Genomic DNA, 17640 nt, shown 5'->3' on the forward strand with positions numbered 1-17640 from the left:
GAGTGTGGGATATTGATCTGATTAATATCCCACTTTTTATGGCTAAATTAAAACTGGGATTAAAAAATCAATGAAATATTATGAAAGGAATTGTTATGTATAGGAATACTCAAATATAATTTCATGATGCATAATTCTTTGAAAATACTATACTTGACCTTGTACTCTCAGAAACTAAAAGTAGTAACCTAGAATTTTAATCAATTAAATGGTATTAAATTGCAAAATTTTCTTTTCTTGGAAATAAAAGTTTTCTTATGTATTCTTTTTTCTGATAAATTGATGAAGCAGTACATAAAATTTTAAAGGAGAGAATAACATGCCAAACAAGGAACAGGAAAAGACAGAAAACGTTCAAAAAAAATCAACTGAATCAAATCCGAGTACAACTAAAGAAAAAGAGGATAAAGCGGTTGAGCAAGCGATAGCAACAGTTATGCGTGATGGAGATATTACTCATGATCCTTCCCGAATATTTCTGGATCTCAAATATGAGTTTGAGGATAGTCCATTTATAAGCGAAAAGAGAGCAGAAGCAGAATTGAACAAGTTTATGAGAGAATATAGAGAAAAAGAGGATAAAGAAAATAAAGCGGTTGAGCAAGTAGAAAAAGAGGATAAAGAAAATAAAGCGGTTGAGCAAGTGATAGCAACAGTTATGCATGATGGAGATATTCCTCATGATCCTTCCCGAATATTTCTGGATCTCAAATATGAGTTTGAGGATAGTCCATTTATAAGCGAAAAGAGAGCAGAAGCAGAATTGAAAAAGTTCCAGAGTGAATGTAGAACAGAAGCAGAATTGAGAAAGCTCAAAAGTAAATATAAAATAAATAGAGATGATACAAATAGTTTACACGTTCCAACGAACAAAGATAGAAGAGAAAATCTTAAAGAAAAACTAAATAGAGTATCTAAAGAAGAAAACTCATCCCCAAAAAGAGCAGCTGTATCTCAAGACCTACAGCATAAGCAGGATAACCCGTTACATAGATAATAATCAATAAACTCTAAAAATGATTACATAATAAATGAGTGTGGGATATTGATCATAAAAAATTGGCTCTTTGTCAAATGATATTAGTAAAAAGAAATCTTAGAATAATTTGGGCAGAAAGAAGAAAAACTTCTTTCTGTTCTTTTTATTTGGTTAAAATAGTTTTATCGTGTCGAATTGTGATCCGTCGTTTGAAATGATAAAAATTTCGAAAACAATAAGTATTGTGTTTTAATACTTTAATATGGTTGTTTAAACATTCTAGTGGTCCGTTTGAATAACTGTAGCGGAGGACATTTTGGATCTGTGGCAGAAACTTTCTAAATGTTCGCAAAGTTATCGCATAAGTTTCAGGTAACTGGCTGACTTCTCTGGATAAACAGTCCTCAAATAGTGAATGATCTCTTTTCTTTACTCATAAAGAACATCTTGGTATAACTGAAATCTCACTTTCAGTTAAGTAATCTTTGAAACTGGAACACCAAACCCGTTTTTCATAGTTCAACTTTGCTTCTTCTTTTTGTAGGAGTTTCCAATAACGTTTCATTTTTCTACCAAGCCCACGTTGGTATCGAGAAGTACTTTTAAGTCGTGCATTGGTTTCCTTCACTCGGTGGTTTAAAAAAGTTCTTCCTATATGTTGAATAATGTGGACACTCTTCGGGCGTGTATTGAAGAGTACCTTTGTAAATCAAGCAAAATTTCTCTTTATATCTTTCTTTGGTTTAACAATTTACCTCAAAATAGATAGTTAGGTCTAGAATATTTAGGGGATCTTTGATAAGCTGAGTACAAGACATCTTGAATTATCCTATGAATTGGTTCGTCAAATTAATTCTAAAGGATTTCAGGGTGTCTTTTCTATGTTTTTACATCATGAAAAAGATGTTGGTAAATTTCACCAACATCAAAAAATATAGAGCCCAAATTACATAGTATATGAGCTCGGGTCGTTAATCAGAAAAAATTGGATGAACGACCCGATTTTTATAGCTAAATCAAAAATAGGATTAAAGAATCAATGAAATATTATGAAAGGAACTGTTATGTATAGGACTACTCAAATACAATTTTTTGATGCATAATTCTTTGAAAATACTATACTTGACCTTGTACTCTCAGAAACTAAAAGTAGTAACCTAGAATTTTAATCAATTAAATGGTATTAAATTACAAAAATTTCTTTTCTCGGAAATAAAAGTTTTTTATGTATTCTTTTTTTCTGATAAATTGATGAAGCAGTATATAAAATTTTAAAGGAGAAGATAATATGCCAAACAAGGAACAGGAAAAGACAAAAACTATTCAACAGGAACCAACTGAATTAAATCCGAGTACAACTAAAGAAAAAGAGAATAGTTCATTCATAAGTAAAAAGAGAGCAAAAGAATTGAAGAAGTTTGAGAGTAAAGTTAGGAAAAAAGAGGATAAAGCGGTTAAACAAGTGATAAAAAAAGTTATGAAGGATGCAGACAGGATTCAAGATCATTCCCAAATATTTAAGTATCTCACATATGAATTTAAGAATAGTCCATTCATAAGTAAAGAGAGAGCAGAAGAAGAATTGAAGAAGTTATATAGAAAAAAAGAGGATAAAGCGGTTAAACAAGAGATAAAAACAGTTATGAAGGATGCAGACAGGACTCAAGATTATTCCCAAATATTTAAGTATCTCACATATGGATTTGAGCATAATCCATTCATAAGTAAAGAGAGAGCAGAAGAAGAATTGAAGAAATTTAAGGGTAAAAATAGAAAAAAAGAGGATAAAGCGGTTGAGCGAGCGATAAAAACAGTTGTGAATAATAGAGACATTACTGGAAGTAGTGTATTGAGGTATCTTAAAAATGAGTTGACAAAAAGTCCATCCATAAGCCGACAGAGAGTAGAAGAAGAAATGGGGAAGTATGAGGGAGGGAATAATGTTAGAAATAGTTCTGAAGTTCCAGAGAACAAAGATAGAGGAGAAGATCTTAAAGAAAAATTAAATAGAGTATCTAAAGAAGAAAACTCATCCCCAGAAAGAGCAGCTGTATCTCAAGACCTACAGCATAAGCAGGATAACCCGTTACATAGATAATAATCAATAAACTCTAAAAATGATTACATAATAAATGAGTGTGGGATATTAATCAGAAAAAATTTGATTAATATCCCACTTTTTATGGCTAAATGAAAACTGGGACAGAAGAATCACTTCTGATTCTATCCCCCCAAAAAAAGTTAGACAAAAATAATCAGAGGGCTGATAAAATAAGGATTCTCACGTCATTTATTTTTTATATCTGTCATCAAGCGTCTTACTGTATAGCGGAAATAGTATTCGTTGGAATACGGGAAAGAGAATCAAATAAAAAAAGAAATTACCTATACCATGGGCGAGATCAAAAGGAAGTCCTTGAAAATAGTAAGCCCAAAAAGAGGGAAGTTGATAGATGAAAGTTTCAATTCGTGAAACAATCAAACCGTAAATTAACCCACAAATAAAGCTCAAAATTGCTTGAATAGTCACATGCTTAGCGACTATAGGTAACTGATTCATCCAATGAAAAAACAAAACAATCCCGCTGAAGGCGAGCATTTGACTGATTGTCCAAGTCCCTAATCCTAAATATAGATTAGTGATGAATAAGCTCAATATGGAGACGATTAAAGCATCTGTTAAAGAACCAAATGCCGCAAGTAGTAAAAAAATTGCTGTCATAGGTTGAATATTTGGTAACCAAGCAAAAAAAATTCTGCCTACGACACAGGCAGCAATTAATAATGACAAATAAGCAAATTTGTGAATCGTAAAGTAAGGTTTTTGTTTAAATGTGTTCATCTTTTGAGGCTGCTCCTTCACTGATAATAGTTCTCATTATATCATAAATTTTTTTTATTACAAGATTGAAAAACACATGATGTAGTGTGATAATAATTAACAGACACTATATATAGTGTTTTTTATGATAAGGTGGCGATGGAATGGGAATTTATTCAAAAAAATATATAGAAAAACTTAATCAGGATATACGGAATTATCCAGAGGTCAAACCTATTGATCCACAAATGAAACTGACATTTGAAGGGATTTCACGCTTGGTCATGTTGGATCGATATACTTACAAAGATCCACATAATCAGACGTTAACCATAGGTGATCTAGTCGTCTTGACGGTACATGCGGATCCACAATACCCGGCTCGTGGAATTGGAACGGTCATTCAGCACTCTGGAGACGATTTAACGATCGAAGTGGAAGAGGAATTTCGCTCCTCTTTGACTGATCCTGAAGAAATAGCTCGTGGATTCGTTAAAAGAAACAAAAGTGAAGTTGAAAAACCTTTAGAGCTGTATTATGAACAAATTGCTGCTCGAGTTGCTTTCGGAATTAGTCAAGTCGAGGGCGATAGAAAAGCTGAATTTTTTGAAGATTTTTACAAACAATTGACTGAACAAAATTTGATTCCTGCAGGAAGGGTGTTATATGGTGCTGGTACGCAATCAGAAGTCACATACTTTAATTGTTTTGTCATGCCATTTATTCAAGATTCTCGTTCTGGTTTAGCAAAACACCGAGAAGAAGTCATGGAAATCATGAGTCGTGGTGGTGGAGTAGGAACGAATGGCTCAACCTTGAGACCAAAATCAGCTGTCGTACATGGCGTAAATGGAAAATCTTCTGGTGCTGTTTCTTGGCTCAATGATTTAGCTAATCTCACCCATTTAGTCGAGCAAGGAGGAAGTCGCAGAGGGGCGCAAATGATCATGCTCAATGATTGGCACCCAGATATTTTTGAATTTATTATTTCAAAAATCCAGAATCCGTTGATCTTGCAACAGTTGATAACTACAAGTAAAAACCCGCTAATCAAACAGTTGGCAAGTGAGAAACTAGCTTTTTCTCCTTTAACTCAAGAAGAAAGGGAGCTATTTGAAGTCTTGCTTAAGGAAGAGGGGCTTTTGCAATTTGCAGAACAAACTTTCATCAAAGAGGCTAAGCAAAAATTAAAAATGGGTGGAAGTTATAGTGTCAAAGATCCTGACTTCTTAACAGGGGCGAATATTTCAATCTGTCTGACAAAGGAATTCATGGCAGCTGTCGCACAAGATAAGACCTATGATTTGCGTTTTCCTGCTATTGACGAGTATACAGAAGTAGAAATGGCTGATTATGATCAACATTGGGCTGAAATCGGTGATGTTCGTGAGTGGGAAGCGACAGGACGTAAAGTGAAAGTTCATCAAACAATTCGAGCCAGAGAGCTTTGGGAATTGATCACTTACTGTGCTACTTATTCTGCAGAACCAGGGATCTTTTTTATTGATAACGCCAATGAGATGACTAATGCTGCTGCCTATGGTCAAAAAGTCGTTGCAACAAATCCTTGTGGAGAACAGCCATTGACACCGTATGCGGTATGTAATCTTGCGGCTATCAATTTAGCGAATATGGTAGATGAGCACCAAGAAATCGATTTTCAAAAAGTTGCAGAAGTGGTTAGAACCAGTGTACGTTTCCAAGATAATGTTATTGATGCGACCCCTTATTTTTTTGACAAGAATGAGCAACAAGCAAAAGGGGAACGTCGTATTGGTTTAGGGGTGATGGGCTTAGCCGACTTATTGATCTATTGCGGCAAAACGTATGGCTCTAAAGAAGGAAATGCGTTAGTCGATCAATTGTTTGAAACGATTGCCGTTACAGCTTATCAAACGTCGATCGAATTGGCAAAAGAAAAAGGAAGTTTTCCTTATTTAGTTGGTAAGAACGAAGAAGAAACACGACAATTACGTGAGCGTTTTATCCATTCTGGGTATATGAAAAAGATGCCAGAACATATTAGGCAAGGTGTCTTAACTTATGGAATCCGTAATTCACACTTATTAACCGTTGCACCAACTGGCTCGACAGGTACGATGACTGGTGTTTCCACGGGATTGGAACCTTATTTCTCTTTTTCCTACTTTAGAAGCGGTCGCTTAGGAAAATTCATTGAAGTACACGCTGAAATCGTTGACGAATATCTAGCGAAACATCCAGAGGCAGATGCCTCAGAGTTACCGGAATACTTTGTCTCAGCAATGGAGCTTTCACCAGAAGCTCACGTGGATGTCCAATGTACGATCCAACGATGGGTTGATAGTTCCATTTCCAAAACAGTCAACGCACCTAAGGGATATCGTGTTAAAGAAGTAGCTGATATTTACGAACGACTTTATCAAGGTGGGGCAAAAGGCGGTACGGTATATGTTGACGGTAGCCGAGATTCACAAGTCCTGACTTTATCAGCGGAAGAAAATAGTTTTACCGATGAGCTAGTAACATCAGAGGTACACCCAGATGTTTTGCTAACAGAAGCTTCAAACGACTCAGCAACGAGTGAAGAGCGCTGTCCGATTTGTCATGAAGGTACAATTGAAGAAATCGGAGGTTGCAGTACTTGCACCCATTGTAAAGTACAACTAAAGTGTGGATTATAAGGTTAAAAAGGAGCATGGTATCATGAAAATCTATACTAAAAGTGGTGATGCTGAGATGACTAGTATTATCGGAGGGCAACGGCTAGCTAAGTCAGCTTCTCGTGTTAGAGCTTATGGAAGTGTGGATGAAATCAATTCTTGGGTAGGAACGATCGTTGCAGAATTAGATCCTGATAAATTTGCACTTTTGATCGAACAATTAATCCAACTTCAACGATTACTATTTGATATCGGAACAGATTTTGCCACACCAGCGGAAGTCAAAGAACGGATCGTGACTAAAAAAGATTTGGAGAAAATGGAAGAAATGATTGATTTTTATCAAGAAAAACTACCGGTTATCGACAAATTTATCTTGCCTGGTGGACATCCAGTAGCAGGGCATTTCCATCTTGCCCGAACAGTGACCCGAAGAGCGGAACGTGAAATCACTGAATTGATTTTGGAAGAAACAGAAACGAATCAAATGAGTTATAAACTGATTAATCGGTTATCGGATCTCTTTTTTGTCTTGGCACGTTATGTCAATGTGGTTTATCATATTAAAGAACCATTCTATGAGCGAGCTGGGAAAGTATTCCATTAATTATTTATCAGACCTTACTGTTTGAATTAAAATCTAACTGTCTAAGAATTATATCTATAATGTTTAAAGTGATAACTTAAGTTAATTCTTTTTACAAATTAATAAATAGGAGTGTTTTTTTTGAAGAAATTCATAGTATTATTAGCTGCTTTATCAAGTATGATCGTTATGACTGGTTGTCAATCACCTACCACGACAGAACAATCAAGCGCTCAATCACAAGCCACTACAAAAAAAGTGACCATCACTTTGCAAGAAGAGGGAAAAGAACTATCGGCAAAAAACGTTACTTACCAACCAAATCAGACCTTGTTGGAATTACTAAAAAAACAGTTTTCAGTGAAAGAAGACAATGGTTTTGTGACGGCAATTGATGGGCATGCACAAGACAAAGATAAAGGATTATATTGGACGTTCACAATCAACGGCAAAATGGCGGAAAAAGGAGCAAATGATATTAAATTATCACCTAACGATCAGATAGTGTTCAATTTAGCAACATTCAAGTAAGAGTGTAACAGTTCAAAAATTAACTTGAGTGTGCGGTCAAATCTTTCGGATGAACAAGCCTAAAAAGACGAAAATCAGGAGAACTGATTTTCGTCTTTTTATCTAGCTTTAATAAATATTGTGGTAGAAAATAGGCTCCATGTCATTAAGAGTCGATGAATAGTACAAAAACCAGTCAGGGTCATAAATTTCCTCTTTTTAACCAACACATGTAGTTAAGCAAATATTCAGAAAAATAGTTTAAAGGAATAGTTATGTACAGAGGTACTTAAATAAAATTCTTCTGTAGCATAATCCTTTAATAACACTAATCTTAGCCAAATATTCTCAGAGATTAAAAACAATAATCTAGATTCTGAATAAATACAATGGTATAAAATGCCAATAATTTCTTTCTGTGGAAATAAAAGTTCGTTATGTACTTTTTTTTCTGATAAATTTATAAAGCGTATATAAAATCTCAAAGGAGAAAACAGCATGCCAAACAAGGAACAGAATATAAATAAAGACAACGAAGAGAAAGTTAGAATACAGTCTCAAGATCAGCATGGTATTTTTAATAGAATAATTAATAAGCTTGAACTTAAAAAAAAGCAACTGAATATAGAAATAAAGAAAAAAAACGGAGAGACAGTAACAGAAACACCTAAAGATCTAGCAAATAGACTAACCAAAAAGTATAAAATTAAGAAACAGAAACATACTAATCTAGAAACTTTAGCAACATTGGGTGAAGATCTTTCTGAATATGATTCAGCTTCAATCGAAGGAATCCTCTCCTATCTTAAACTTTCTCCAGCAGAGAAAAAGCTGTTACAACAAAGAACTATTGAAATGAATAGCAAAGATAGAATAATAATAAATAGTCAAAATAGACCCCTGTTTATTAGCTTTCTTAATGAAAAACATAGACTTAAATCAAACACGCCTTTATCAGAAAAAAAAAAGCTGCACTAATTGAAGACCTTGATAAATTCTATCATACTCCTTTGAAACTTAGTACGTATCATAACTTTATTCTCGATCTGGATATAGTAGCTAGAAGGGATGTAGGTAGGCTTATAAATGATCAACTTCCAAAGGTGAATGAATTAATAACACAGGTAATAGATGATGTTGCTATAGATATTACAAATAAATACCAACTTTTAGAGAACTACACAGTCTCCGAAGAAAAACTAGAGGCAACAGCAAATGAGATCATGGATTTAAATCTTGATGAGGAAGTGAAAAGGGAGGTTATTGGTAAACTTGAACTATCAAAAGAAGATCGAGCCACTCTCCGGAAAATATATAGAAAAAAACAAGACTCGTTGCAAAAACAGGAAAGTAAGACAAACGCTAATTTAAAAGAGCTTACAAAAGATGACGATGAAATATCATTTTATCAGCAAGTAGACGATGCAGCTATAGCTATCATAAATAAATATCAGCTATCTATCCCCGAAAATAAACTAAAGGCAATAGCAGATGAGATAATGGATTTAAATCTTAGTGGGGAACAAAAAGAGGAGGTTATTTTCCAACTGGGACTACAAACAGAAGATAGTGCCACTCTTTGGAAAATATACAAAATAAATTTGATGAAAGCAGAACAGTTATTTTATCAGCAAGCAAACAATGCTGCTATTCATGCTACTATAGCTATTATCAATAAATATCAGCTTTCAGAGAACCAATCTGTCCCTGAAGAGAAACTAAAGGCAATAGTAAATGAAATTATGGATTTAAATCTTAGTGAAGAATACAAAAGAGAGGTTGTTTTCGAGCTTAAAATATCAGAAGAAGATCGAGCCACTCTTCAAACAATATATAGAGAAAGACAAGAATTTTTTAAAGCGCAAGAAAGTAGGACAGATGCTAAAATAGATGAGAACACAAAAGGTGAAGATAAAGTATCATTTAATCAGCAAGTAGACGATGCAGCTATAGCTATCATAAATAAATATCAGCTATCTATCCCCGAAAATAAACTAAAGGCAATAGCAGATGAGATAATGGATTTAAATCTTAGTGGGGAACAAAAAGAGGAGGTTATTTTCCAACTGGGACTACAAACAGAAGATAGTGCCACTCTTTGGAAAATATACAAAATAAATTTGATGAAAGCAGAACAGTTATTTTATCAGCAAGCAAACAATGCTGCTATTCATGCTACTATAGCTATTATCAATAAATATCAGCTTTCAGAGAACCAATCTGTCCCTGAAGAGAAACTAAAGGCAATAGTAAATGAAATTATGGATTTAAATCTTAGTGAAGAATACAAAAGAGAGGTTGTTTTCGAGCTTAAAATATCAGAAGAAGATCGAGCCACTCTTCAAACAATATATAGAGAAAGACAAGAATTTTTTAAAGCGCAAGAAAGTAGGACAGATGCTAAAATAGATGAGAACACAAAAGGTGAAGATAAAGTATCATTTAATCAGCAAGTAGATGATGCAGTTATAGGCATTATAAATAAATATGAACTATCTATCCACGAAAGGAAACTAAAGGCAATAGCAAAGGAGATTTTTAATTTAAAACTTAGTGAGGAACAGAAAGAAGAGGTTATTATCCGTCTTGGAATACAAAAGGGATATAAAGATACTCTTCTCGAAACATTTAAAGAACTGCAGAGATGGCCAACACCACCCCAAAGTAAGTTAGAAGTTATAATAAGAGGGGCTAAAGCATTACAGTTATTTAATCAGCTAGTACATGATTCAGTTACTTATATTACAAATAAATATCAACTTTCAGAAGATCAAGCTACTCATCCTAGGAAACTAAAGGCAATAGCAAAAGAGACTATAGATTTAAACCTTAGTGATGAACAAAAAAGAGAGGTTATTAATGGTCTTGAAATACCAGAAGCTGATAGAGAAGCTTTTTGGAGAATATACAGAAAACTTGAGATATTGCCAAAAATAAAAGAAAGTAAGACAGACTCTAGAGTGAATGGGCGGACACAAGATGGGTATAGTGACGATAGGGCACAATTGATTCATAAAAATAAGAAGCAAATTGTCAGAAGAAATTTTGCCGAAGCAGCACCATTTTTTTTTAAGGGAATAAATGATGCTACTATAGCTATTACAAATAAATATCAACTTTCGAATGACCGACCTACCTTCCGAGATAAACTAGAGAAAATGGTAAATGAGATTATAGATTTAAATCTTAGTGAGCAACAAAAAAGGGTGGTTATTAGAGTACTTGAAATATCAAAAGAGGATAGAGTCGCTCTTAAGACAATGTACAGAGAAAGACAAGACTTGTTAAAAATACAAAAAAATAAGACAGACGATGAAGTGTTCTTTTATCATGGAGTAGATGATGCAACTCTAACTATTATAACCAACTATCAACTTTCAGAGGACCAACCTAATCCCCCAAAAAAACTAGATGCAATAGCAAATGAGATTTTGAATTTAAATCTTAATAAGCAACAGAAAAGAGAGGTCATTTTCGAACTTGAAATACCAGAAATAGATAGAGATAAACTTAATGAATTAATAAATAAAAAAACAACGTTGCTAAACCAGGTAGAAACTTTACAAGAATCAGCTAAAACGAACCTAGGCTCAATATTAAGTCAGGGACTAAATAATCTTGAATCAAAACCCACTACGCCACTACAGACGTCATTAAAATCAAAATTAAGATCTCTACTAAAGAAAAGTGAGGATAATCTAGGATCGGAACCACCGATATCGCTAAAACCAAATGCATCAAAAGGTAATCCTTTAAAAAGAGTAAACAGTCTAAGCTCGAAACCACAGACTCCACTAAACCCAACGATTCACTTATCTAAAGGTTTAGATGAATTTAGTCGATGAACCATAATTGCTCAAGCTGAATCATTTTCTGAGAAGGGATTGTTCGGCTCTTGCTGTTTTAGGGATGGTTAATATTTTTCATCTCTTCGTCAATAAGTACTGAAGAGTGATGCAAAATCAAATTTGGGCAAGAAAGCACCCCATTCTTTCTCAGATTTTTTTGTTTTCTCACATTTGTTCGTTAATTAATCAAAAAATTTCTATTTTTCATGATGTCATTGAATTAAATCCGTAAATTACGTATTTCTATATTTTTATACAGGAATACTATTTTTTTCAAATCACTACACGTGGTTACGCAAATATATTCAGAAAAAAATTATGAAAGAAATAGTTATGTATAAGTGGACTCAAATAAAACTTTATTCATGCATAATTTTTTTGAAAACACTATTCTTGACTAATTATTTTCAGAAATTAAAAATAATATTCTAAAATTTGAACAAATACCATGGTATTAAATTCCAAGAATTTCTTTATTTGGGAATAAAAGTTTTTGATGTCCTTTTTTTTCTGATAAATTTATAAAGCAGTATATAAAAGTGCAAAGGAGAAAACAACATGGAAAAACTAAATAAAAAAAATGGAGAGAAAGTAAGCGTACAGTCCAAAAATCAGCGTGGTATTTTTTATAGACTAAAGGATAGGTTGAAACTAAATAAAAAAAACGGAAAAAAAGTAATTGTACAAGCCGAAGATCAGCCTTCACTTGCTTATGAACTAACTAATAAGTATAAACTTGAGAAAAATAAATCTGATGATATGAAAGCACTAGTAGCTTTAGAAAAAGATCTTTCTAAATATGACCCAGCTACAATCGAAGGAATCCTCTTCTATCTTCCATTGACTCCAGAAAAGAAAAACCTGTTTCAACCAAGAAATAGAATAGTACGGCCTGAAGATCAGCAAAGTCATGCTTATAGACTAACCAATAAGTACGAACTAAAAATGGAACGTACTAATCCGGAGAAATTCGCAAAATTAGGTAGAGAACTTTCTAGATATGATCCAGCTACAATCGAAGGAATCCTGTTACATCTTCCACTGATTCCAGAAGAGAAAGACCTGTTACAACCAAGAAATAGAATAGTACAGCCCGAAGATCAGTTTGAACTTGCTGATAGATTAATCGATAAGTATAAACTAAAAAATAAACATACTAATCTGAAAACAATGGCAGCATTAGGAAAAGATCTTTCTAGATATGATCCAGATTCAACCGAAGGAATCCTGTTACATCTTCCATTGATTCCAGAAGAGAAAAAGCAGTTACAACCAAGAAATAGAATAGTACAGCCCGAAGATCAGCTTGAACTTGCTTATAGAATAACCAAAAAGTATAAACTAAAACATCAACATACTAATCTAAAAACATTCGTAGCATTAGGAAAAGATCTTTCTAGATATGATCCAGATTCAACCGAAGGAATCCTCTTACATCTTCCGCTGATCCCAGAAGAGAAAAACCTGTTACAACCAAGAAATAGAATAGTAAAACCCGAAGATCGACTTGAACTTGCTGATAGGTTAACCGTTAAGTATAACCTAAAAATGGAACGTACTGATCCGGTGACATTCGCAAAATTAGATAGAGAACTTTCTAAATATGATTCAGATTCAACCGCAGGAATCCTCTTACATCTTCCGCTGATTCCAGAAGAGAAAGACCTGTTACAACCAAGAAATAGAATAGTAAAACCCGAAAATCAGCCTAATCTTGCTTATAGATTAACCAAAAAGTATAAACTAAAAAATCAACATACTAATGTGAAAACATTAGTAGCATTAGGTAAAGAACTTTCTAAATATGATCCAAATTCAACCGCAGGAATCCTTTTACTTCTTCCATTGAATCCAGAAGAGAAAAAACTGTTACAACCAAGAAATAGAATAGCACAGCCCAAAGATCAGCCTGCTCTTGCTTATGAACTAACTGAAGAGAAAAAGCAATCTACTAATATGGAAACACTAGTAGCATTAGATAAAGATCTTTCTAAAGATGATCCAACTTCAAGCGAAGGAAACATCTCCAATCTTCCATTGAATCCAGAAGAGAAAAAACTGTTACAACCAAGCAATAGAATAGCACAGCCCGAAGATCAGCCTGCTCTTGCTTATGAACTAACTGAAGAGAAAAAGCAATCTACTAATATGGAAACACTAGTAACATTAGATAAAGATCTTTCTAAAGATGATCCAACTTCAAGCGGAGGAAACATCTCCAATCGTCCATTGAATCCAGAAGAGAAAAAACTGTTACAACCAAGCAATAGAATAGCACAGCCCGAAGATCAGCCTGCTCTTGCTTATGAACTAACTGAAGAGAAAAAGCAATCTACTAATATGGAAACACTAGTAACATTAGATAAAGATCTTTCTAAAGATGATCCAACTTCAAGCGGAGGAAACATCTCCAATCGTCCATTGAATCCAGAAGAGAAAAAACTGTTACAACCAAGCAATAGAATAGCACAGCCCGATGATCAGCCTGCTCTTGCTTATGAACTAACTGAAGAGAAAAAGCAATCTACTAATATGGAAACACTAGCAGCATTAGATAAAGATCTTTCTAAAGATGATCCAACTTCAAGCGAAGGAAACATCTCCAATCTTCCATTGAATCCAGAAGAGAAAAAACTGTTACAACCAAGCAATAAAATAGCACAGCCCGATGATCAGCCTGCTCTTGCTTATGAACTAACTGAAGAGAAAAAGCAATCTACTAATATGGAAACACTAGCAGCATTAGATAAAGATCTTTCTAAAGATGATCCAACTTCAACCGAAGGAAACATCTCCAATCGTCCATTGAATCCAGAAGAGAAAAACCTGTTACAACAAAGAACTATTGAAATGGAAAGCATAGATAGAACCTTTTTTATTGACTATCTTAATGAACAACATAACCTTAATTCAAACACGCCTTTATCGGAAAAAACAAAAGCTGCACTAATTGAAGACCTTGATAAATTCTATTATCTTCCTTTGAAACCTAGTACGTGTTATAACTTTATTTCCGATCTACATATTATAAATAGAGATGATGTATATGAGCTTCTAAATGATCAAATTCCCAAGGTAAATGAATTAATAACGCAGGTAATAAATAATGCTACTCTAGGTATTACAAATAAATATCAACTTTTAGAGAACCAATCTGTCCCCAAAGAGAAACTAGAGGCAATAGCAACTGAGATCCTGGATTTAAATCTTGGTGAAGAACAGGAAAGGGAGGTTATTGCTAAACTTGAAATCTCAAAAGAAGATCGAGCTACTCTTGAGGAAATATACAGAGAAAAACGAGACTTATTGCAAACACAAGAAAGTCAGAAAGACGCTGAAATAAAAGCTGCTACTATAGCTATTACAAATACATATGAACTTTCAGTTGAAAAAACTACTCCTCAAGAGAAATTAAAGGCAATAGCAAATGAGCTTATAAATCGAAATCTTAGTACATTACAGGAACATGAGATTATTTACCTACTTGAAATAGAAACAAAAGACAGAGACACCCTTCGGACAATATACAAAGAATTAAAAAAAATACAAGAAAATCAGAAAGATGCTAACGTAAAAGCTGTTACTATAGCTTTTAAAAATATATATAAACTTTCAGAGGATCAACCTAACTCCCAGAATAATTTAAAGGCAATAGCAAAAACGATTGTGGATTTAGATCTTAGTGATGAACAGAAAAGAGAGGTTATTCTCGAACTTGAAATACCAAAAAAAGATAAAGACACTCTTGGGACAATATACAAAGAATTAAAAATAATACAAGAAAGTCAGAAAGACGCTAACATAAAAGCTATTACTATAGCTATTACAAATATATATAAACTTTCAGAGGATCAATCTAACTCCCAGAATAATTTAAAGGCAATAGCAAAAACGATTTGGGCTTTAGATCTTAGTGACGAACAGAAAAGAGAGGTTATTCTCGAACTTGAAATACCAAAAAAAGATAAAGACACTCTTCAAAAGATGTATTCGAACAAATTAGAGAAGAAATTGCAGAAATTGCATTGGGAAAGAGTTAGTATAGCTACAGCTATTTCAAGTAAATATCTACTTTCAATTGAAAAAACGACCCCTCAAGAGAAACTAAAGGGAATAGCAAATGAGCTTATAGATTTAAATCTTAGTAAAGCACAGGAAAAGGAAAAGGAAATTATTCATCTACTTGAAATAGAAACAGAAGATAGAGACACTCTTGGGACAATATACAAAGAACTAAAAAAAATACAAGTAATTAAGAAAGTTGCTACTCTAGCTATTACAACTAAATATGAACTTTCAGAGGATCAATCTAACTCCCCAGAAAAACTAAATAAAACAGCAAAAAAGATTGCGAATTTAGATCTTACTGATGAACAGAAAAGAGAGGTCATTCTCGAACTTAAAATACCAGAAAAAGATCAAGACACTCTTCTATCTATATACGAAGAACAAAAGAAAGCTGCTAATATAGCTATTATAAAAAAATACCAACCTAACGCCCAATATGATCTAAAGGAAATAGCAAAACATATTGCGAATGAAAGACGTAATAATGTCAAAAAAAAATCAACAGAATCAGAACAATTATTTCAGCAGAATGTACATGCTGTTGCTACTACTATTACAAATAAGCATCAGCTTTCAGAGAAACGACCTGCAAACCCGAATAAACTACATAGAATAGCAAATGAGGTTGTGAATTTAAACCTAAATATAGACCAGAAACTGGAGCTCATGCGTACGCTTGCCTTGACACAAGCAGACAAAGACAAGCTTCGGAATATATGCTCAAATAGTGTAATAAATGATAAGATCGTATCCCTATTGGCTGAAGAAATAAAAGTAGCTTACCAACTTTCAGAGAATAAAACTATCTCTCCAAAGGATTTACATAATATAGCAATTACCATTGAGAATAGTTCTCTTGATAAAAAGTATATGGATACGGTTTCAAACGCTCTTGTCATGACAAGAGAAGATAAAGAGACACTTCGGGATATGATCAGAGAAAGAGCGAAACAACAAACAGAAAAAAAACAAGAAAATGAAGCAGACATTAAAATAAATGGGAAGACCATAGCTGAAGTACTAGATGACAACGCACTATTGCTATCTCGAGCAATGGACACAGCATTAGAACTTAAAGAGAACGAAAAGGTAAAACCAGAAATACTATCTATGATGGCGGAATTTATTGGTAGCAGAAAACTTAATGAAATAAATAGACGCAACATACCTTATATGCTTACTCTGACTAAAGAAGATAAAGAAGAGCTTAGTGAAATAATAAATGAAAAAACAACGTTGCTTAATAAGGAACTCGAAATTTCACAAGAACCAGCTAAAATGAACCTAAGCTCAACATTAAGTCAAGGACTTAACAATTTAGATTCAAACCCAAAGGATCCACTACAGACATCACCAAAACCAAATTTAAGAACTCTACTAAATCAAAGTGAGAATACTCCTGGCTTGGAACCAAATACGTCGCCAAAACCAGGAACTTTACCAAAAGCACCAGCCCGGATTAATCTATTAAATGTTGTGGTACAGAATAAGATAGTCTCCCTATTGGCTGAAACAATAAAAGTAAATTATCAACTTTCAGAGAATAAAACTACCTCTCCAAAGGATTTACATGAAATAGCAATTACCATTGAGAATAGTTATCTTGATGAAAAGTATATGGATACACTTTCTGATAATCTTGTCATGAGAATAGAAGAAAAAGAAGCACTTCGGGATATAATCAGAGAAAGAGCGAAACAACAAACAGATAAAAAACAAGAAAATGAAGCAGACATTAAAATAAATGGGAAGACTATAGCTGAAGTAGTGGATGACAACGCGCTTTTGTTATCTCGAGCAATGAACACTGCATTAGCACTTAAAGAGAACCAAAAGGTAGAACCCAAAATGCTATCTACGATGGCGGAATTTATTGGTAGCAGAAAACTTAATGAAATAAATAGACGCAATATACCTTATATGCTTACTCTCACTAACGAAGATAAAAAAGAGCTTAACGAAATAATCAATGGAAAAACAACTTTGCTAAGTAAGCTTCCCGAACTAGATAGAACAAACCCAAATCCAATAGATCAAGTTCCATTACCATTGAATCAAAGACTAAGTAATCGAGGATCGGAACAAAATACTCTACCAAAACCAAACAAAAATATAAAACAAATGAATTCTTTATCTCAAGGATCAGCTGAAGTTAGTCGATAAACCATAATTGCTCAGAGACTGGG

The 17640-nt window shown here is 33.7% G+C and carries 9 protein-coding genes and 1 pseudogene; 8 read left to right on the forward strand and 2 right to left on the reverse strand.

Going from position 1 to position 17640, the window contains the following annotated elements; translation table 11 throughout:
• The first annotated feature begins 319 nt into the window (after positions 1–319).
• A complete protein-coding gene (locus IGJ18_RS06355; RefSeq protein WP_438843033.1) occupies positions 320–997 on the forward strand; it encodes a hypothetical protein in 678 nt (225 codons plus the stop codon).
• Between the two features lie 145 nt (positions 998–1142).
• Here IGJ18_RS06355 and IGJ18_RS06360 read toward each other — a convergent pair.
• Positions 1143–1649, reverse strand: a pseudogene (locus IGJ18_RS06360) (transposase); the annotation flags it as partial.
• A gap of 618 nt (positions 1650–2267) precedes the next feature.
• Between IGJ18_RS06360 and IGJ18_RS06365 the strand changes: the two are divergent.
• A complete protein-coding gene (locus IGJ18_RS06365) occupies positions 2268–3077 on the forward strand; it encodes a hypothetical protein (protein WP_438843034.1) in 810 nt (269 codons plus the stop codon).
• A 192-nt stretch (positions 3078–3269) separates the two neighbouring features.
• Here the strand turns inward: IGJ18_RS06365 and IGJ18_RS06370 are convergent, their stop codons facing one another.
• Positions 3270–3821 (reverse strand): DUF6580 family putative transport protein, encoded by a 552-nt coding sequence (locus tag IGJ18_RS06370; RefSeq protein WP_096710395.1) that lies wholly within the window; start codon positions 3819–3821, stop codon positions 3270–3272.
• Positions 3822–3964: 143 nt separating this feature from the next.
• Here IGJ18_RS06370 and IGJ18_RS06375 point away from each other — a divergent pair, with 143 nt between their 5' ends.
• The 6 genes from IGJ18_RS06375 (at position 3965) to IGJ18_RS06400 (ending at position 17617) form a co-directional block, all read left to right on the forward strand.
• Complete coding sequence (locus IGJ18_RS06375; RefSeq protein ID WP_240273978.1) at positions 3965–6463, forward strand: vitamin B12-dependent ribonucleotide reductase; 2499 nt, start codon at positions 3965–3967, stop codon at positions 6461–6463.
• 22 nt (positions 6464–6485) lie between these two features.
• Complete coding sequence (locus IGJ18_RS06380) at positions 6486–7049, forward strand: cob(I)yrinic acid a,c-diamide adenosyltransferase (RefSeq protein ID WP_438843035.1); 564 nt, start codon at positions 6486–6488, stop codon at positions 7047–7049.
• A 111-nt stretch (positions 7050–7160) separates the two neighbouring features.
• Entirely contained in the window at positions 7161–7559 is a 399-nt protein-coding gene (locus IGJ18_RS06385) for a DUF4430 domain-containing protein (RefSeq protein WP_223603268.1), read from the forward strand.
• A 477-nt stretch (positions 7560–8036) separates the two neighbouring features.
• Positions 8037–8516, forward strand: a complete 480-nt coding sequence (locus IGJ18_RS06390) for a hypothetical protein (RefSeq protein ID WP_438843036.1) — start codon at positions 8037–8039, stop codon at positions 8514–8516.
• Positions 8517–8548: 32 nt separating this feature from the next.
• Positions 8549–11383, forward strand: a complete 2835-nt coding sequence (locus IGJ18_RS06395; RefSeq protein ID WP_438843037.1) for a hypothetical protein — start codon at positions 8549–8551, stop codon at positions 11381–11383.
• Between the two features lie 561 nt (positions 11384–11944).
• On the forward strand, positions 11945–17617 hold the full coding sequence (locus IGJ18_RS06400) for a hypothetical protein (protein ID WP_438843038.1): 5673 nt from the start codon (positions 11945–11947) through the stop codon (positions 17615–17617).
• Positions 17618–17640: the final 23 nt, after the last annotated feature.

This window comes from Enterococcus sp. AZ078 (assembly GCF_051714985.1).
In the GTDB taxonomy this organism is placed as follows: domain Bacteria; phylum Bacillota; class Bacilli; order Lactobacillales; family Enterococcaceae; genus Enterococcus_B; species Enterococcus_B hirae.

Coding starts and splice junctions, on each gene's coding strand:
- IGJ18_RS06355 (WP_438843033.1), top strand. CDS start 320: ATGCCAAACAAGGAACAGGAAAAGACAGAAAACGTTCAAAAAAAATCA.
- IGJ18_RS06365 (WP_438843034.1), top strand. CDS start 2,268: ATGCCAAACAAGGAACAGGAAAAGACAAAAACTATTCAACAGGAACCA.
- IGJ18_RS06380 (WP_438843035.1), top strand. CDS start 6,486: ATGAAAATCTATACTAAAAGTGGTGATGCTGAGATGACTAGTATTATC.
- IGJ18_RS06390 (WP_438843036.1), top strand. CDS start 8,037: ATGCCAAACAAGGAACAGAATATAAATAAAGACAACGAAGAGAAAGTT.
- IGJ18_RS06370 (WP_096710395.1), bottom strand. CDS start 3,821: ATGAACACATTTAAACAAAAACCTTACTTTACGATTCACAAATTTGCT.
- IGJ18_RS06400 (WP_438843038.1), top strand. CDS start 11,945: ATGGAAAAACTAAATAAAAAAAATGGAGAGAAAGTAAGCGTACAGTCC.
- IGJ18_RS06375 (WP_240273978.1), top strand. CDS start 3,965: ATGGGAATTTATTCAAAAAAATATATAGAAAAACTTAATCAGGATATA.